The following is a 17460-nucleotide window of genomic DNA, read 5'->3' as shown; positions in this document are numbered from 1 at the left end:
CCCCCGCGCCCGGCCCGCCCCCGCTTCCATCTCCCTCGCCGTCCCTCTCCCTTGCCTGCTCCCCTGCCAACTTTCCTGCCTTCCCCCCCCTGCTGCACCCGCCCGACAGCCTCCTGGTGCTCGTCCTCGCCCTCGTGGTCGAGGCCATGCTCGGCTATCCCGACCGCCTCTACCGGTTGGCCGGCCACCCTGTCACGTGGATCGGCCAGCTGATCGCCGCCCTGGACCGCGGCCTCAACCGCGAGGCCGATCCGGCCGGGCGCCGCCGCGCCGCCGGGGTGCTGGCCCTCGCCCTCGTCCTCGGCGCGACGGGCCTTGCGGCGCTCGCCCTGGCGCTCGCCTGCGGGGGGCTCGGGACCCCCGGCCTCGCCCTCTGCGCGCTCCTCGCCGCGAGCCTGCCGGCACAGCGCAGCCTGCACGACCACGTCGCCCGGGTGGCGGCGGACCTCGAGCGCGACGGTCTCTCCGGCGGCCGCCGGGCCGTGGCGATGATCGTCGGGCGCAACCCCGAGACCCTCGACGAGGCGGCCGTCTGCCGCGCCGCCATCGAGAGCCTGGCGGAGAACTTCTCCGACGGCATCGTGGCGCCGGCCTTCTGGCTCGGCGCCGGCGGCCTGCCCGGGGGGGCGCTCTACAAGGCGATCAACACCGCCGACAGCATGATCGGCCACCGCACGCCCCGGCACGAGGCCTTCGGCTGGGCCGCGGCCCGCCTCGACGACCTCGTCAACCTGCCGGCCTCGCGCCTCTCGGCCGGGCTCGTCGTCGCCGCCGCCGCCCTGACGCCGGGGGCCTCGGCGCGCGGCGCGCTCGCGGCCGTGCGGCGCGACGCCCGCCGCCACCGCTCGCCCAATGCCGGCTGGCCCGAGGCCGCCATGGCCGGAGCGCTCGGCCTGCGCCTCGCCGGCCCGCGGGTCTACGGCGCCACCCGGGTCGAGGACGCCTGGATGGGGTCGGGCCGGGCAGAGGCGACCGCCGGGGACGTCGTGCGGGCGCTCGCGCTCTATCGCCGGGCCTGCCTGCTGCTCTGGGGGCTGGCAGCGGCGCTCGCCGACGCCGCGCTGCTGGCGTGACACGCCGTCCGGACGCTGCTTCAACCGCACCCGTCGTTATCCCTTTCAGGACCGAAGCCGGCCCCGAAAGGGATAATCTCGCCGTCAGCGGCGGGCCGGCGCGAGCCCCCCGGTCTCGGCCGTGCTGTGACGCTTCAGGATGCCCTGGACCACGAACACCATCACCGCCCCGACGACGAGGCAGGCGGCCAGGAAGAGCATCGGCACGAGCTTGCTGCCGCTGACGTCGCCGATCCACGGCACGACGTTCTGGGCGATGAAGCCGCCGAGATTGCCGACCGAGTTGATCATCGCGATGCCGGCCGCCGCGGTGGCGCCACGCAGGAAGGTCGGGGGCAGCGACCAGAACACCGGCTGGCCCGAGAAGATGCCGGCCGCCGCCACGCACAGGCAGGCGAACTTCACCGCGTCGCCGGGCAGCACCACGCTGAGGATCAGGCCGAGGGCGCCGACGAGGGCCGGGCCGGCGATATGCCAGGTGGTCTCGCCCGTGCGGGCCGCGTGCCGGGGCACCCACCACAGGGCGAAGGCGACGCAGATCCACGGGATGATGTTGATGAAGCCGTTCACGGTGTTCGAGACGCCGAAGCCCTTCACCACGGTGGGCAGCCAGTAGCTCAGGCCGTAGGCCGCGAGCGGGAAGGCGACGTAGAGCAGCGAGAGCAGCACCACGCGCTTGTCGGCCAGCACCCGGAACGGGTTGTGGTGGTCGGTGTGCGGGGTGCTCGCCGCCTCGCGCGCCAGGGTGTCGGCGAGCCACTTCTTCTGGTCGGCCCCGAGCCAGGGTGCCTTCTCGGGCCGGTCGGGCAGGATGAAGAACACCACGAAGGCGAGCAGCACCGCCGGCACGCCGGTGGCGATGAACACCCATTGCCAGCCGCGGTAGCCGAGCAGGCCGTCGAGGTCGAGGAGCGCGCCGCCGATCGCCGCGCCGACGGCGTTGGCCACCGCGCTCGCGATCATGAACCAGCCGACCATCCGGCCGCGGAAGACCTGCGGGAACCACAGGGTGAGGGCGTAGAGCACGCCGGGGAAGAACCCGGCCTCCGCCGCGCCGAGGAGGAAGCGCAGCACGTAGAACATCACCGGCCCGGTGGAGAAGCCGAGCAGAATCGTGATGATCCCCCAGGTCGCCATGATGCGGGTGAACCAGACCCGGGCGCCGACCCGCTCGAGAATGACGTTCGACGGCACCTCGAACAGGAAGTAGGCGAGGAAGAACAGCGAGGCGCCGAAGCCGTAGGCCGCCTCGCTCAGGCCGAGGTCGCCGACCATCTGGAGCTTGGCGTAGGAGACGTTCTGCCGGTCGATGTAGGCGATCAGGTACATCAGGCCGAGGAGCGGCATCAGCCGCCAGGTGATCGTCGCGATCGTGCCGGCGCCAAGGGCGTCGGTGCCGGCGCCGAGGGCGTCCTGCTGTTGGTCTGCCATGGGGCCTCCTCCCGGCCACGCTGAGGTTCACGTCTTGGTGGCGCTCTTTAATCCGGCCACCGTCGAGGCGAAAGCGTTATCGCTCCAGGGTCGGCTCTCCAGGGTCAGCCCTTGCGCTCCGGCAGGGTCGCCTTGAGCGCCTCCCAGCCGGAGCGCAGGCTCTCGAAGGGACGGACCTCCGGCCGCTCGCCCCGGGGGTGCACCACCACGGTGGCGGTGCGCCCGACGGTCAGGCGGTCGCGGTCGACGCTCTGATCGAGAGCGACGCGCACCGGCACGCGCTGGGCGAGGCGCACCCAGGCGAAGGTCGGGTTGACGTTGGCGAGCAGGGTGGCGCTCGCGCCGCGCTCCCGGTCCTCGATGCCGGCCGCGATGCTCTCGACCCGGCCGGTGACGTCCTGGTCCTCGCCCATCAGCCGCACGGTGACGGGGTCGCCGGCGTGGATGCGGTCGAGCTTCGTCTCCTCGAAGTAGCCCTGGACGTGCAGGGTGTCGCTGTCGACCAGCGCCATCACGGCCTTGCCGACCGCCACGTAGGCGCCGGGGCGCAGCTCGAGGTTGCTGATGCGGCCGTTGACCGAGGCGCGCACCTCCGAGCGGGCGAGGTTGAGCTTGGCGAGGTCGCGGTCGGCCACCGCCTGGTCGTGGGCCGCCCGGGCGCTCTCCTCGGCGGCCAGCGTCGCCTCCAGCTTCTGCTGCGAGACGACGTTGTCGCTGAGCTGGCGGTAGCGGGCGAGGTCGGCCTCGGCCTGGACCAGGGTGGCCTTGCGGCCGGCTACCACCGCCTCGGCCTGGCGCAGCGCCAGGGCGAAGCGGTCCGGATCGATGCGGAACAGGACGTCGCCGCGCCTGACCCGCTGGTTGTCGTGCACGTTGACCTCGCGCACGAGGCCCGAGACGTCGGGGGCGACGCCCACCACCTCGGCCCGCACCCGCCCGTCGCGGGTCCAGGGGGCCTCGAGGTAGTAGTCCCAGAGCGCCGCTCCGACCACGAGGGCGAGGGCCAGCATGGCGGCGGTGACGGCGAAGCGGCCGAGGAAGGCGAGCGCGCGGGTCATGGTCTCGAATCGTCAGGTCAGGCGGCCGGCGAGCGTCACGACGCCGCCGAGGCACACGAGGTAGAGGCAGAGGTCGAAGAGCGCCGGGTGCCAGACCAGCCGGTAGAGGCCGAGCGCTCCGATCAGCCGGCGCAAGCCGAGATTGACCAGGAAGGCCACGGCCGCCCAGACCAGCAGGGCCGGCACGAAGACGCCGTAGAGGTCGATGTCGGCCATCAGGCGGCCTCCACGGTGAGCAGGGGCGCGCCCGCGCCGGGGGGCGGCGCCTCGGGGAAGAGGGCCCGTCGCAGGCCGGCGAGGCCGAGGAGCGCGTCGCGCCGTCCCGGCCCTCCGGCTTCCGCGCCGATCAACGCGAGGCTCGCATCGATGCGCTCCAGGAGCACCGCGGAGGCCGCGCCGAGCGGACGGTCGTAGTGCGCCGCCACCGCGTCGAGGGCGTCGTCGAGGGCCGCGACCTGGTCGGCCGGGAGCCCGTGCCGGGCACGGCGCAGGGAGACGAGGTTCATGCCGGCCCGCAGGGCCGCCAGGGTGTCGATCCGGCGCAGCGGGCTGTCGGGCCCGGCGGCGGCGAGCCGCGGCACCAGCAGGCCGAGGCGGTCGAGCATCAGGTGCGCGAAGGCGGCCCGGTCGCCGCGGCCGCGCCGGCGCGCCGCCCGGGCGAGGTCGGCGCGGCTCGCCGCGATCAGCCGGCGGGCGCCGTGCTCGGCACCGACCGAGCGCACGAGCCGGGTCACCAGGGCGGCGATCCAGATGCCGCCGACGAGGGCGACGCTCGAATTGACGTAGGCCCCGAACTCCGAGGTGTAGCGGTCCTGGATCGCCAGGAGGGCGTTGCCGTTGACGCCGAGCGCCATGCCGACCGCCATCGTCCGCGGCAGGGTCATGAGCAGGCCGCACAGGACGAGGGCCGGCGCCAGCACCAGCGCCAAGCTGACGAAGTCGTGCACCAGCGGCATCACGCCGAACAGCAGCACGCCGATCGCCACCGCCGCCACCCCGGTCCAGGTGGCGAAGCTCACGATCGCCGGGGCCGGATCGTCCTGGCCGGCGAAGAGGCAGCAGAGCACCGCGCCCATCATCGCGGCGGTGGCGCCGTCCGGCCAGGCGGTCGCGATCCACACCGCCACGCAGGCGATGGTGCCGAGGAACACGCCGAGGGCGGAGCGCAGGGCCATGCCGTGGTCGCGGTGGCGCGGCGCCTGCCCGCCGAACTCGCCCGCGAAGGCGAGCGGCGCACGCAGGCGACCGCCGCCCCGGGCGATGTGCGCCTGCAGCACCGAGCAGTCCCGGCCGATCGCCACGAGCTCGCGCAGGCGATCGAGCAGGCCCGCCCGCACCAGGGCGGTCCAGGAGACGGCGGGCGGCAGGGCCTGGTCGGCGGCCTCGATGCGGGCGAGGAGCGCGTCGGCCTCCGCCTCCGGAGCGCCCGCTTCCGACCAGGCCTCGACGTCGTCGAGCAGCGCGCGCAGGTCCGGGGTCACGCCGCCCAGGCCGCGCAAGGCGGCGATCCGGTCGGCGAGCGAGGACAGGACCGGCAGCAGCATCAGCATCCGGCCGCGCAGGAGCTGCACCAGGGGCACCGCCCGGCTCTGGGCCGAGGTGTCGTAGGCGAGGTGGGTCGAGAGCGCGTCGATCTCCGCTGCCTCGGCGGCGAGGCGCAGGCGCCGCGCCCGGACCGCCGGCTCCTCGCCGGCTCCCTTGAGCACGTCGCCGGTCCAGCGCCCCGCCTCGGCGAGCCAGGCCCCGACGCGGGCGGCGAGCACCGGGCCGACGGGCTGCGGGACGACGAGGCTCCCCACCACCGAGGCGCAGACGATGCCGAGCGTGATCTCCTCCGCCCGGGACACGGCGATGTCGAAGATCGTCTCGGGCGCCGTCACCGCCGGGAAGCCGATCAGCGCCGCGGTGTAGCCGGCGAGCATGAACAGGTAGGCCCGCGGCGAGCGGTCGAGGAGCGACAGGTAGAGGCAGGCGGCCGTCCACAGGGCCAGGCTCAAGGTCAGCACCTCCGGCGCGTTGACGAGGCTCGGCACCAGGATGACCGCGACGCAGACCCCGATCAGCGTGCCGACGACCCGGTAGACCGCCTTGGAGCGGGTGGCGCCGGAGAGGGGCTGCATCGTGATGTAGACGGTCGCCATCGCCCAGTACGGCCGGGGCAGGTCGACCCAGAGCGCGATCCCGAGGGCGAGCAGGGCCGCCCCGCTGACCTTGAAGGCGAAGAGCCACTCGCGCCAGCCCGGCAGCATCACGACCGCGCTCCCGCGTCCAGGCGGAGGGCGGGCGCCGCGTCGGCCGTCAGGCTCGTCTCCTTCGAACTCGCTCCCCTCGCTCCCGCTTCCCCGCCATCGGCCTGGAGCGCCCGCAGCACCCTCAGCGTCGCCCGCAGGTCCCCGTCGTCGACGCTCGCGAAGACCGCGTCCCGCAGGGTGTCGAACCGGGCCTCGATGGCGGCGGCGCGGGCCCGGCCCTCCGCGGTCAGGTGCAGCACCTTGGCGCGACGGTCGGTCGGGTCCTCCCGGCGGATCACCAGGCCCGCGTCGCAGAGCTGATCGAGGAGGCGCACCAGGCTCGGCCCCTCGACGCCGAGGGCCTCGGCCAGGACGGTCTGGCGCGGATCGCCGCCGAGGCGCCCGATCAGCAGCAGCGGCAGCGCCGTCGCCTCGGTCAGGCCGTAGGCGGTCACGACCTCGTCCGCGGCCCGGCGCCAGACGCGCCCGGCCTGGAGCAGGGTCAGGGTGAGGGATTGGAGGAGGTCGCGTCGCATCGCCGCCGCGCTCGGCCGGGCCAACCGGCCGAACCAATGATTGACAGGCCTTATTGATAGGACCCTAACGATCGCTCCGGTAGTGTCCGCGCGCGCGGGTCGGCCATGCGCGGCGGACCACCCGCCGCCCGCCTACTTGGCGTTGGCGCTGGCGTCCCGGTCCGGAGTCCAGTCCAGCTCCACCACGGTCTCGCCGTCCTGGCGGTTGTATCGCAGGGCGGCCAGGCGCATCGCCCGCAGGGCGGCCGCGTCGCCGGCCCGGGGGCACTGCACGGGATCGTGGGCGCGGCGGGTACGGTCGAGCATGGCCGCGAAGGCGGCATCGAGGGAGGGCATCGCCGCGACGGTGGAGAACGGGGCCGACAGGTAGACCGTCCGGGCGGGGCCGCGGGCGAGGCAGTAGCGCCAGTCGGCGGCGGCCGGCGTCACGGCCAGCACGGCACCCGCCAGGGTGCCGGCGAGGAGCAGCAGTCTCATCGAATCGGGGATCTTCCGGGAATCGGTGCCGCGGGACCGTCCCGATGGGCGTCGCTTGCGGCGCCAGCAAGGCACGCCGCAGCGGATCCGGCCCTTCAGGCCGCGGCGCCCTCCATCTCGTCCGCGTCGAGGCTCAGGCTCCAGACCCGGGCACCGTCCTCGGTGACGAGCCAAGCCTCGCCGGTGGCGTCCCCGAACACCTCGTCGGCCTTGCCGAGAACGCGGGCGGCCGCGTGGCGCACCGTCGGCGCCTCGATCAGCAGGTCGGAGGCGGGAATGAGGCCGGTCGGACGAGCACCATCCCGGTCGCGGAGGGTGGAGTGCAAGCGGTAGAGGGGCATGACGGGAGAACTCCGAGAGACGGGTGGGATCGGACGATCCCGGATGTCCGGCGTAATCGGCGACAGCCTGCTGATTTTCCTAACCCTTCGCCTCACGCCTGCCCTTGCTGTCGCGGGGTCTCGACGCGTCCTGTGATCGTCATTCGCCGTGGGGATGCAACACCACCGCGGGCCGATTCTTGCGACCGGCCGGTCGCGATACTGGGGCACACCTTCTACCGTGCCCGTCTCGATGTTCAAGAGTTAACTCAGGTGAAAATCGCGCAGGGCCTGTGGAGTTCCACCGGTCGCGGCGAACGTTGACATCGCGCGGCCCGTCTATAGGCGATGGCCTTCCGGAGAGGCGCGCAGCCAAGGGACGCGCAGCCAAGAGAGGGGGCGCAGCGAGATGGGGACGAGGGTCGCCTGCATCGGCGAATGCATGATGGAGCTGTCGGAGCGTCCCGACGGCAGCCTCTCGCGCGGCTACGGCGGCGACACGCTGAACACCGCCCTCTACCTCGCCCGGCTCGGCGTCGCGGTCGACTACGTCACGGCGCTCGGCGACGACCCCTGGAGCGAGGAGATGCTGGCGGCCTGGGCCGCCGAGGGGGTCGGCACCGGCCAGGTGCGGCGCCTGCCCGGGCGGATGCCGGGGCTCTACATCATCCGCACCGACGCCAAGGGCGAGCGCAGCTTCCACTACTGGCGCGACAGCGCCGCCGCCCGGGACCTCTTCGCCGGTGCCGGCGCCGCCGAGACCCGGGCGGCCCTGGCCGGGTACGACCTCGTCTACGCCTCCGGCATCAGCCTGTCGCTCTACGGCGAGGCCGGCCGGGCGGCGCTCGCCGAGACCTGCCGGGCCGTGCAGGCGCGGGGCGGGCGCGTCGCATTCGACACCAACTACCGGCCCCGCGGCTGGCCCGACAAGGCGCAGGCCCAGACGGCCTTCCGGGACGCCATGGCGGCGGCCGATCTGATCTTCGCCTCCACCGAGGACCTCGAGTGGCTGTTCGGCGCCGAGGGCGAGGCCGAGGTGCTGCGCCACCACGGCCGCTGCGAGATCGTGCTCAAGGGCGGCGGCTCGCCGCCCGCGGTGCGGGTGCTCGCGGGCGAGGACGACGTCACGGTGCCGGCCTCGGCCGTCGACCGGATCGTCGACACCACGGCGGCAGGCGACAGCTTCGCGGCGGCCTACATGGCAGCCCGCCTCGCCGGCCGGCCGCCGGCCGAGGCCGCCGCCTGCGGCCACCGCCTCGCCGGGACGGTGATCGGCCACCGGGGCGCCGTGATCCCCGGATCGGCGATGCCCGACCTCTCCTTCGCCACCGCAGAAGCCCACGGACCAGGACGCGCCGAATGACCGCCGACACCCGCTCCCAGCGCCTCGACGCGCTGCTCGCCGCCTCCCCGGTGATCCCGGTGATCACCGTGCCGGAGCTCGCCCACGCGGTGCCGCTGGCCCGCGCCCTGGTGGCGGGCGGCATCACCACCCTCGAGATCACCCTGCGCACCCCGGTGGCGCGGGACGCCGCCAAGGCGATCATGGCCGAGGTGCCGGAGGCGGTGGTGGGCCTCGGCACGGTCCTGACCCCGGCCGACCTCGAGACCGCCCACGACCTCGGCGCCCGCTTCGCGCTCAGCCCCGGGGCGACGCCGGAGCTGCTGCGGGCGGCCGCCGCCAGCGACATGGTGTTCATGCCCGGCATCGCCACGCCTTCCGACCTGATGCAGGTGCTGGCCGCCGGCTTCACGGTGGCGAAGTTCTTCCCCGCCGTGCCGGCGGGCGGCATGGCGGCGCTCAAGGCGCTGGGCGGCCCGTTCCCGCAGGCCCGCTTCTGCCCGACCGGCGGCATCGGCGAGGCCGACGCCAAGGCCTGGCTCGCGCTGCCGAACGTCGCGGCGGTGGGCGGCTCGTGGCTCGCCCCCGAGGCCGAGATCCGCGCCGGCAACTTCGCCGCCATCACCGAGCGGGCACGGCGGACGCTGGCCGCCCTCCGCTGAGGCAGGCGTGCTCGCGCCGTCACGGTGTGGCGCGGGCACAACGCCGCTTTCGCAACTGCGAAGCTTCGCCGGATTTAAGCTTGGCTTTGAAACGTGGGCGTTTACGGCTTGGCCATTGGTTCCGCCGTACGGTGCCGGTCGCGTCAGCACCGTCCTAGCCCCGCGCTTTCCCATCCAAGAGGCTTCCATGCGCCGCTTCGTCCCCGCCCTGGCCGGGCTGGCCTGCGCCGTCACCGCCTGGGCGGCTCCCGCCGCCGCCTACGAGATCGATCCGCTCACCCGCCAGCCCCTGGACCAGCCCCTCACCGTGACGGTGCGGGCGCCCGCCGCCGCCGCGGCGGCCGTCGATCCCCTCGACGCCACGGTGCCGAAGCTGAGCCCGATCCCGCGCGAGACGGTGGCCTATTCCGGCCCGTACGGTGCCGGCACCATCGTCGTCTCGACGGCCGAGCGCCGCCTGTACTACGTGCTCGGCAACGGCCAGGCGATGCGCTACGGCGTCGGCGTCGGTCGCCCGGGCTTCACCTGGGGCGGCGTGCAGACGATCTCGATGAAGCGCGAGTGGCCCGATTGGCGCCCGCCGGCCCAGATGATCCGCCGCCGGCCCGACCTGCCGCGCTACATGAAGGGCGGCCCGGAGAACCCGCTCGGCGCCCGCGCGATGTATCTCGGCGGCTCGCTCTACCGCATCCACGGCTCGAACGAGCCCGAGACCATCGGCACCGCGGTCTCCTCCGGCTGCATCCGGATGACCAACGAGGACGTGATGGACCTCTACACCCGTGCCAAGGTCGGCACGAAGGTGATCGTGCAGCGCTGAGCGGCGCGAACATCGTCCAGTTGACTGAAAGGGCCGGCCCTGTGCCGGCCTTTTTTGCGTCTATCCGCCTGATGTCGTGAATTGGACGGCATGGCCTGGAATCCCCCAAGGGACGAAGCTGTCCGAGGGGCGGGTCGGACAGCACGATCCTTCGCAAGGTTCGACCACATCACACCCGCAGCCCCGCCGGCCTCCCGCGCATGTAGGCCTGCGGGGCGCAGCCCATGTCGCTGCGGAAGGCGTAGACGAAGGCCGAGGTCGAGCCGTAGCCGAGCGTCATCGCGGTCTGCGTCACGCCCATCCCGCCGCCCATCAGCTCGATCGCCTTGAACAGCCGCAGGCGCCGCCGCCAGGAGCGCAGGCTCATGCCGAGCTCCGCCTCGAAGCGGCGGGCGAGGGTCCGGCCGGACAGGCCGAGCGCCCGGCCCCACTCCTCGGGCCCGCGGGAATCGGCCGGCACGGCGTAGAGCGCCTCGCACAGCCCGGCGAGCGGGCCCTCGCGCGGCCAGGGCAGCGCGCCGGGCAGCGGTGCGGCGCGGCGGAGCTGGTCGAGGATCAGGCCGGCGACGCGCCCGGCATAGCCGTCGCCGTCGGCCTGCCCCTCGATCGCCGCCGCCTCGACGATCAGGGCCTGCAGCAGGACCGAGACGCCGAACACCGTCGGGTCCGCGGGCAGGCCCCGTCCGGCCTCGTCGGCGATCCACAGGCTGCGGAACTCGGCGCCGAGCAGCGATCCGACTCGGTGCCTGTGCCCGGTCGGCAGCCACACCGCCTGCTCCGGCGAGATCACGAAGGAGCGGCCCGCCACCGCCACCGTCAGCACCCCCGTGATGGCGTAGACGACCTGATGCCAGGCATGGGCATGCTCCGGGAAGGCGTGGCGCGCCGGAATCGACTGCGCCCGCACCGTCATCACCTGCGGCACGGGTGAGCCGGGCGGCGTCTCGATCGTCTCCCACTGCATGCCGGGCTCCATTTTGGCGGCAATTCTACAGGGATTGGCGCCTCATCGAAATACGGACAGCCGGCGCTCCGCTATGCAGGAGAAGAATCTTGCTGTCCCGGGACCTCGCTCGAGAATTTCGTTCATGGCCCACCACGACCGCCGCGGCCTGCCGCTGTCGACCCGCTCCGACCGCGCCGCCGAGCGCTACCGCGAGGGCGTCGACCTCCTCCTCGCCGCCTGGCCGGGCGCCGCGGACGCGCTCGACGCGGCAATCGTGGCCGATCCGGACTTCGCCCTCGCCCACGCCGCCCGGGCCCGCCTGCACGCGATGCGCACCGAGCCGGCGGCGGCGCGGGCCTGCATCGCGACGGCCGCGGCCTGCGTGGCGCGGGCCGGGACGGAGCGCGAGCGCAGCCACGTCGCGGTCCTGTCGCTGGCGATCGACGGGCAGCCGGGGCCGGCCCTCGCGCGAGCGCTCGCCCACGCCGAATCCTGGCCGCGGGACGCCCTGATCCTGTCGCTACCGCTCGGCGCCTTCGGGCTCCTGGCCTTCTCCGGGCGCGCCGACCACGACCAGGCCCGAGTCGACCTGTGCGAGCGCCACGCCCGGTCCTACGAAGCCGACGACTGGTGGTTCACGACCTATCGCGGCTGGTCGCACACCGAGAACGGCGCGGTCGCCCGCGGGCGGGCGCTCGCCGAGCGCGGCTTCTCCTTGAGGCGCGAGAACGCCAACGGCGCCCACGCCCTGTCGCACGCGCTGTTCGAGGATGGGGCCGGCCCCGAGGCCGAGACGCTGATCGCCGGCTGGCTGCCGGGCTACGACCGCTCCGGCATCCTGCACGGCCACATCGCCTGGCACGCGGCGCTGTCGGCGCTCGAGCGCGACGACCCGGACGCGGCGCTGGCGATCTACGCCGAGCACGTCCGGCCCGGGGTGACGGCGGGCCTGCCGCTCAACGTGATCACCGACACGGTCTCGCTGCTCTGGCGCCTGCGCGCCTACGGGCACGCCGTGCCGGACGGCCTGTGGGACGAGGTCCGGGCCTATTCCGGGCCGTACTTCGGGCATGCCGGCTTCGGCTTCGCCGACGCGCATATGGGCCTGCTCGCCGCCGCCACCGGCGACCGCGCCGCGGCACAAGCGCGGATCGACGCGCTCACCGGCCTCGTGGAGGCCGGCACCCTGGCGGCGGGACCGGTGGTGCCGGCGATCTGCCGTGCGGCGCTCGCCTTCGCGGACGGGGATTACGCCGCCTGTGCGCGGATCCTCGAGCCCGTCGCCGGGCAGGTCGTGCGCATCGGCGGCAGCGGGGCCCAGCGCGAGGTGATCGAGGACACGCTCCTCCTCGCGCTGATGCGCTGCGGCGAGACCGCCAGGGCGCGGGCGCTCCTCGACCGCCGCCTCCACCGCCGCCCCTCGCCGCGCGACGCGCGCTGGCAGGCCCAGCTCACCGCCTGAAAGAGACCCCGATGTCGAACCCCGCCGCCCCGCTGCCCGGGCCCGTCCTCCTCGTTCCGACCGGCACCGGCAACGTGCTGCGCCTCGCGATCGCGCAGGCGCTCGCCGGCGCCAACGCGGTCGTCGTCTACGCCACCGGCGCCGTCATCGGCAGCCAGCTGGCGCCGAGCCCCGCGCTCGCGACCCTGCCGGTCTCGATCTTCGTCGTCGGCATGGCCGCCTGCACCCTGCCGGCCGGGCGCATCGCCCGCCGCCACGGCCGCCGCACCGCGTTCCTGGCCGGCACCGGCTGCGGCGTGCTCGTCGGGCTCCTCGCGGCGCTCGCCGTCGTGCTCGGCTCGTTCTGGCTCTTCTGCGCCGCGACCTTCTTCGGCGGCGCCTACGCCGCCGTGGTGCTGTCGTTCCGCTTCGCCGCCGCCGACTGCGTCGCCCCGGAGCGCCGGCCGCGGGCCCTCTCCGCCGTCATGGCTGGCGGGGTCTTCGCCGGGATCATCGGGCCGCAGCTCGTCAGCCACACCATGTCCCTGTGGCCCTCCCACCTGTTCACCGCCACCTTCTTAGGCCAAGCCGCGGTGGCGGGGCTCTCGGCCGTGGTGCTGGCGGGCGTGCGCCTGCCGGGGCCGACCCAGGCCGACCTCTCCGGCGGGCGCCCGCTGGGCGAGATCGCGCGCCAGCCCCGCTTCGTCACCGCGGTGATCTGCGGGGTCGTGTCGTACCTCCTGATGAACTTCCTGATGACCGCGGCGCCGCTGGCGATGCACCTGTGCGGCCTGACGCAGGACGACGCCAATCTCGGCCTGCAATGGCACGTGATCGCGATGTACGCCCCGAGCTTCTTCACCGGGCGGCTGATCGCGCGCGTCGGCGCGCCGAGCGTGGTGGCGGCGGGGCTGGCGCTCACGGCGGGCGCGGCGATCGTCGGGCTGTCGGGCCTCGACCTCGCCCATTTCTGGACCTTCCTGGTCCTGCTCGGCCTCGGCTGGAACTTCGGCTTCGTCGGCGCCTCCGCCCTGGTGCTCGAGTGCCATCGCCCCGAGGAGCGGACGCGGGTGCAGTCGCTCAACGACTTCGTGGTGTTCGGCACGATGGCGCTCGGCTCGTTCTCCTCCGGCGGGCTTCTGGCGCGCTACGGCTGGGACGTGGTGCTGTGGGTGTCGTTCGGGCCGCTGATGGTGGCGGTCGCGGCGCTCAGCCTGGCGGCGGCGGCGCGGCCGGCCCGCGCGGTCGGGTGACCCGCCGCGTCGCTATCGCCGCCGCGCCGGCTCCCGGCTCAAACCCCTGGCCGCCAGCTCCTCCTCGTAGCGGGCGAAGCGCTCGGCCTGCTCCTCGCCGAGGCGGCGCAGGAAATCGAAGGCGTAGATCCCGGTGTCGTGCATGTCGTCGAAGGTGAGCTTGACGGCGTAGTTGCCGATCGCGGCCACCGACAGGATCTCGACCTCGCGCTTGGCCGGAATCCACTTGCGCTCGGAGGGCGCGTGCCCCTGCACCTCGGCCGAGGGGCTCTCGACCCGCAGGTACTCCGCCGGCAGGGCGTAGGCCGCGCCGCTCGCGAAGGCGACGTGGAGCGTGCGCTTGTCGCGCGACAGCCGGATCTCGGTGGGCCAGTCCGCCTGATCCGTCGTCTGCGTGCCGGTCATGGGTGCGTCTCCCTGCTCTCAAGGCACAACTTGCCCGTGGTCCCGCAAGCGCTCATATGCAGGCTGACATTCGGCCGCCAGAGCCGCGTCCCGAGGATATGATCGCATGTGGGGTCCCCGTACCGACGATCCGATGCCGGCGATGTCCGTGCCGGCGCGGCCGGCGCCGCTGATCGATCCGTTTCAGCGGGCGATCACCTACCTGCGCGTCTCGGTGACCGATCGCTGCGACCTGCGGTGCGTCTACTGCATGTCCGAGGACATGACATTCCTGCCCAAGCGCGACCTGCTCACGCTCGAGGAACTCGACCGGGTCTGCTCGGTGTTCGTGGCGCGCGGCGTGCGCAAGCTGCGCATTACCGGCGGCGAGCCGCTGGTGCGCCGGGACATCATGCGGCTGTTCCGCAACCTCTCGCGCCACCTCGAATCCGGGGCGCTCGAGGAGATGACCCTCACCACCAACGGCACGCGGCTGCGCCAGCACGCAGCCGAGCTGGCCTCCCTCGGCATGCGCCGGATCAACGTCTCGCTCGACACCCTCGACCCGGACAAGTTCCGGGCGATCACCCGGCGCGGCGACCTCGGCACCGTGCTCGACGGCATCGCAGCGGCCCGGGAGGCCGGGCTCAAGGTCAAGATCAACGCCGTGGCGCTGAAGGGCGTCAACGAGGACGAGATCCCCGCGATGCTCGACTGGGCCCACGGCCTCGGCATGGAGATGACGCTGATCGAGGTGATGCCGCTCGGCGACATCGAGCCCGAGCGCGTCGACCAGTTCCTGCCGCTCTCGGTGGTGCGCGAGCGCTTAGCCGAGCGCTACACCCTCACACCGCTCCCCGACCGCACCGGCGGGCCCGCCCGCTACGTGCGGGTGGAGGAGACCGGAGGTCGGCTCGGCTTCATCACGCCGCTCACCCACAATTTCTGCGAGAGCTGCAACCGGGTGCGCCTGACCTGCACCGGCCAGCTCTACCTGTGCCTCGGCCAGGAGGACGCCGCCGACCTGCGGGCGGCGCTGCGCGCCTCGCCCGACGACGCGGTGGTGGCCGAGGCGATCCGGGAGGCGATCACCCGCAAGCCGAAGGGCCACGACTTCGTGATCGCCCGCGCCGCCAAGCCGGCGGTGCCGCGGCACATGAGCACGACGGGGGGCTGAGGGCGGCTGCGCCCGCCGGCTTCCCACATCCGTCCAGGCCCGCTTCGAACACGCAGGCCTGCTTGGCATGCGGGCTCCTGAACGGTAGGCTCGCCTTTCCTCGCGTGACTGACGCTTGTGATGGGGCACCATCGGGGAGCGCGAGTGCATCTCGCCGCGCGTCTGGGCATTCTCCTGAATAGGATGGAAGATGCCCGACACCAGCAGCCTGCTCGCCTTCGCCGCCCTCGCGCTCGGCATGGTCCTGACGCCAGGACCAAACATGGTCTACTTGATCTCACGATCCATTAGCCAGGGCAGAACCGCCGGATTGATCTCGCTCGGCGGCGTTGCCCTCGGCTTCGTCTTCTACATGCTCTGCGCGGCCTTCGGCATCACAGCACTCGTGCTGGCGGTGCCCTACGCCTACGGCACGATCCGTATCGCGGGTGCGCTCTACCTGCTCTGGCTCGCGTGGCAGGCCGTCCGACCCGGCGGGCGCTCGCCGTTTCAAATCAAAGATCTTCCGAGGGACAGTGCGCGAAAGCTGTTCCTCATGGGATTTTTGACGAACCTGCTCAATCCGAAGATCGCGGTCATGTACCTGTCGCTCCTGCCGCAGTTCATTGACCCTGGTCATGGCAGCGTGCTGGGGCAGGCCCTCGTCCTCGGTGCGACGCAGATCGCCATCAGCGTCTTCGTCAATGCCGTGATTGCCCTGTCGGCGGGATCGCTCGCGATGTTCCTGACCCGACACCCGTCGTTTGCCATGGTCCAACGCTGGATCATGGGAACGGTGCTGGCTGCGCTGGCCGTCAGGATGGCGACGGAAGCGCGGCGCTGAGCCGCGATCATCCGCGCTCGGCGATGCGTGACGGACCGATCGCGCGTCGCCCCGCCCCGTCGGAGCGCCGCGCGCCCTGAGCCTCGCGTCAGATCCGGAACCCTATCCGCAGCGCTCCCCAGTGCCGGCCGTGGACGCGGATCGGCGCCGCCACCTCGCGCAGGGGCGGGCGCCCGGCCTCGTCCTGCGGGCAGGCCTGGACCAGGAAGGCCCGGGTCGAGCGGGCGGCGGCGAGGCCGGCGCGGTCGTCGTAGAGCCGGCGCTGCCGGGCGTGGAGGGCGTTCCAGGCCGGGTCGCCGGCCCGCGGCGCCTGGGCCTGGGCCCGGTTGTGAACCGGGGCGTAGCCGTTGCGGTCGACCGCGATGCAGAAGGCGGTGCGCGGGTCGGCGAGCAGCAGCGGCTCGAGGATCGGCGGCAGGATGTCCTCGAGGGCCGGCACGGCGGCGGTGAGATAGTGCGGCGGCTCCACGCCGACGACCGGGCGGTAGCTCGTGTCGAACAGGGCCTGGCGGTCGAGCCGGCCCGCGGCGAGGGCCTGCTCCAGCGCCGCCGCCACCGCGGCGGCCCCTCCCTGTGCCGCCGCGATCAGCGGCCGGTTCTCCTCCTCGACCGCCACGAGGGCGTCGCGCATTCGCGCCTCGGAGGCCGGATCGGCGAGGGCGCAGTGCAGCCCCCGCGGGCTCGCGCCGACGACCTGCACCTGCAGCCGGCCGACGCTGCGCAGGTCGAGGGACAGGCGGGCGCCGGTCGCGGCGCCGCAGCCCTCCGGCGGGCTCAGGAGCAGCCCGCCCCGACCGAGATCGAGCACCCGTCCGACGCCCCAGGTGCCGACCCGGACCGCGAGGTCGACGGGGTAGCGGTCGTGCACCCGCCGGTCGCCGATCTCCGCCTGCCGCAACGAGGCGACGGCGCGCCCGGCGAGAGTCCCGGCGAGGCCCGCCACGCCCGCGCCCGCCGCCTCGGCGGCCTCCATGCGCCGGACCGCCTCCCCGGCGGACGCCGCAGCGTCGGCGATCTCCTGTCCGAGGCCGTCGGCGGAGCCGGCGAGCTCGCGCGCCTCGCCGGCCAGGCGCCGGGCGGCCGCGGCCTGGGCCTCGGCCGCGGCGCCGGTCGTGGCGAAGGCCGGGCGCAGGCAGGCCAGCGAGGTCGCGACGCTGCCCGCCGCCACCGCCCCCGGGCCGGAGAGGCGCCGGCTCAGGGCGCGCATCTCCCCGACCGCCCGGGCGGCATCGCCCGACAGGCGCTTGAACTCCCGGGACATCTCCCAGAGCGGTCCGCCGGCGCCGCCGGCGCGGGCGGCCTCGACGGTGGCGCCGAGCGCCAGGCGGTTGGCCTGCCGCGCCAGGGCCGCCACCGCCTCGACGATGCGGCCGGCATCCTGCGCGGCGGAGGCCATCGCGGCCTCGAGCACACGGCTCTGCTCGTCGGTGCGGTCGAGGTGGCGGCCGGCCTGCACCAGCACGCCGGCGAGGCCGGCGGCCTCCTC

General features: G+C 73.8%; 18 protein-coding genes and 1 riboswitch. Of the genes, 8 read left to right on the top strand and 10 right to left on the bottom strand.

The window, feature by feature from the left end:
* Nucleotides 1-146: 146 nt before the first annotated feature.
* Nucleotides 147-1073, top strand: a complete 927-nt coding sequence (gene cbiB, locus VQ02_RS26845; RefSeq protein WP_245239868.1) for an adenosylcobinamide-phosphate synthase CbiB — start codon at nucleotides 147-149, stop codon at nucleotides 1071-1073.
* An 84-nt stretch (nucleotides 1074-1157) separates the two neighbouring features.
* On the opposite strand, the gene VQ02_RS26840 is transcribed toward cbiB, so the two are convergent.
* From VQ02_RS26840 to VQ02_RS26810, 7 genes are all read right to left on the bottom strand, one after another.
* Complete coding sequence (locus tag VQ02_RS26840) at nucleotides 1158-2504, bottom strand: MFS transporter (RefSeq protein WP_048447305.1); 1347 nt, start codon at nucleotides 2502-2504, stop codon at nucleotides 1158-1160.
* 104 nt (nucleotides 2505-2608) lie between these two features.
* A complete protein-coding gene (locus tag VQ02_RS26835; RefSeq protein WP_048447304.1) occupies nucleotides 2609-3562 on the bottom strand; it encodes an efflux RND transporter periplasmic adaptor subunit in 954 nt (317 codons plus the stop codon).
* Between the two features lie 12 nt (nucleotides 3563-3574).
* Complete coding sequence (locus tag VQ02_RS26830) at nucleotides 3575-3778, bottom strand: DUF1656 domain-containing protein (protein WP_048447303.1); 204 nt, start codon at nucleotides 3776-3778, stop codon at nucleotides 3575-3577.
* A complete protein-coding gene (locus tag VQ02_RS26825) occupies nucleotides 3778-5811 on the bottom strand; it encodes an FUSC family protein (protein WP_342447864.1) in 2034 nt (677 codons plus the stop codon). Before VQ02_RS26825 ends, VQ02_RS26830 begins: the two co-directional genes overlap by 1 nt.
* Nucleotides 5811-6329 carry a MarR family winged helix-turn-helix transcriptional regulator gene (locus tag VQ02_RS26820; RefSeq protein ID WP_048447301.1) on the bottom strand — a complete coding sequence of 173 codons (519 nt, stop codon included), beginning with the start codon at nucleotides 6327-6329 and terminating at the stop codon, nucleotides 5811-5813. Before VQ02_RS26820 ends, VQ02_RS26825 begins: the two co-directional genes overlap by 1 nt.
* Nucleotides 6330-6461: 132 nt before the next feature.
* Complete coding sequence (locus tag VQ02_RS26815; RefSeq protein WP_048447300.1) at nucleotides 6462-6806, bottom strand: hypothetical protein; 345 nt, start codon at nucleotides 6804-6806, stop codon at nucleotides 6462-6464.
* 95 nt (nucleotides 6807-6901) lie between these two features.
* Nucleotides 6902-7147: a hypothetical protein gene (locus VQ02_RS26810; RefSeq protein ID WP_048447299.1), complete on the bottom strand. Its 246-nt coding sequence runs from the start codon at nucleotides 7145-7147 to the stop codon at nucleotides 6902-6904.
* A 388-nt stretch (nucleotides 7148-7535) separates the two neighbouring features.
* On the opposite strand from VQ02_RS26810, the gene VQ02_RS26805 reads away from it, so the two are divergent.
* From VQ02_RS26805 to VQ02_RS26795, 3 genes are all read left to right on the top strand, one after another.
* Nucleotides 7536-8489 (top strand): sugar kinase, encoded by a 954-nt coding sequence (locus VQ02_RS26805; protein ID WP_048447298.1) that lies wholly within the window; start codon nucleotides 7536-7538, stop codon nucleotides 8487-8489.
* Nucleotides 8486-9130 (top strand): bifunctional 4-hydroxy-2-oxoglutarate aldolase/2-dehydro-3-deoxy-phosphogluconate aldolase, encoded by a 645-nt coding sequence (gene eda / locus VQ02_RS26800; RefSeq protein WP_048447297.1) that lies wholly within the window; start codon nucleotides 8486-8488, stop codon nucleotides 9128-9130. Before VQ02_RS26805 ends, eda begins: the two co-directional genes overlap by 4 nt.
* Before the next feature lie 187 nt (nucleotides 9131-9317).
* Nucleotides 9318-9950 (top strand): L,D-transpeptidase, encoded by a 633-nt coding sequence (locus VQ02_RS26795; RefSeq protein ID WP_048447296.1) that lies wholly within the window; start codon nucleotides 9318-9320, stop codon nucleotides 9948-9950.
* Nucleotides 9951-10119: 169 nt separating this feature from the next.
* Here the strand turns inward: VQ02_RS26795 and VQ02_RS26790 are convergent, their stop codons facing one another.
* Nucleotides 10120-10914: a helix-turn-helix domain-containing protein gene (locus tag VQ02_RS26790; protein WP_048447307.1), complete on the bottom strand. Its 795-nt coding sequence runs from the start codon at nucleotides 10912-10914 to the stop codon at nucleotides 10120-10122.
* A gap of 124 nt (nucleotides 10915-11038) precedes the next feature.
* Here VQ02_RS26790 and VQ02_RS26785 point away from each other — a divergent pair, with 124 nt between their 5' ends.
* Nucleotides 11039-12358 carry a tetratricopeptide repeat protein gene (locus VQ02_RS26785; protein WP_048447295.1) on the top strand — a complete coding sequence of 440 codons (1320 nt, stop codon included), beginning with the start codon at nucleotides 11039-11041 and terminating at the stop codon, nucleotides 12356-12358.
* Between the two features lie 11 nt (nucleotides 12359-12369).
* A complete protein-coding gene (locus VQ02_RS26780; protein WP_048447294.1) occupies nucleotides 12370-13590 on the top strand; it encodes an MFS transporter in 1221 nt (406 codons plus the stop codon).
* A 12-nt stretch (nucleotides 13591-13602) separates the two neighbouring features.
* Here the strand turns inward: VQ02_RS26780 and VQ02_RS26775 are convergent, their stop codons facing one another.
* Nucleotides 13603-13995, bottom strand: coding sequence for a gamma-butyrobetaine hydroxylase family protein (locus VQ02_RS26775; protein WP_048447293.1), 393 nt, complete (start codon nucleotides 13993-13995; stop codon nucleotides 13603-13605).
* Nucleotides 13996-14101: 106 nt separating this feature from the next.
* Here VQ02_RS26775 and moaA point away from each other — a divergent pair, with 106 nt between their 5' ends.
* Together moaA and VQ02_RS26765 are read left to right on the top strand one after the other, a co-directional pair.
* Nucleotides 14102-15151, top strand: a complete 1050-nt coding sequence (moaA, locus tag VQ02_RS26770) for a GTP 3',8-cyclase MoaA (RefSeq protein WP_048447292.1) — start codon at nucleotides 14102-14104, stop codon at nucleotides 15149-15151.
* Between the two features lie 94 nt (nucleotides 15152-15245).
* Nucleotides 15246-15326, top strand: a riboswitch (ZMP/ZTP riboswitch).
* A 15-nt stretch (nucleotides 15327-15341) separates the two neighbouring features.
* Nucleotides 15342-15974, top strand: a complete 633-nt coding sequence (locus VQ02_RS26765) for a LysE family translocator (protein ID WP_048447291.1) — start codon at nucleotides 15342-15344, stop codon at nucleotides 15972-15974.
* Between the two features lie 88 nt (nucleotides 15975-16062).
* On the opposite strand, the gene VQ02_RS38400 is transcribed toward VQ02_RS26765, so the two are convergent.
* Nucleotides 16063-17460: hypothetical protein (locus VQ02_RS38400; protein WP_048447290.1), on the bottom strand; the 1398-nt coding region annotated here is incomplete at its 5' end.

This window comes from Methylobacterium variabile (assembly GCF_001043975.1).
Lineage (GTDB): Bacteria > Pseudomonadota > Alphaproteobacteria > Rhizobiales > Beijerinckiaceae > Methylobacterium > Methylobacterium variabile.
This window is presented reverse-complemented; position numbering and strand designations above follow the sequence as displayed.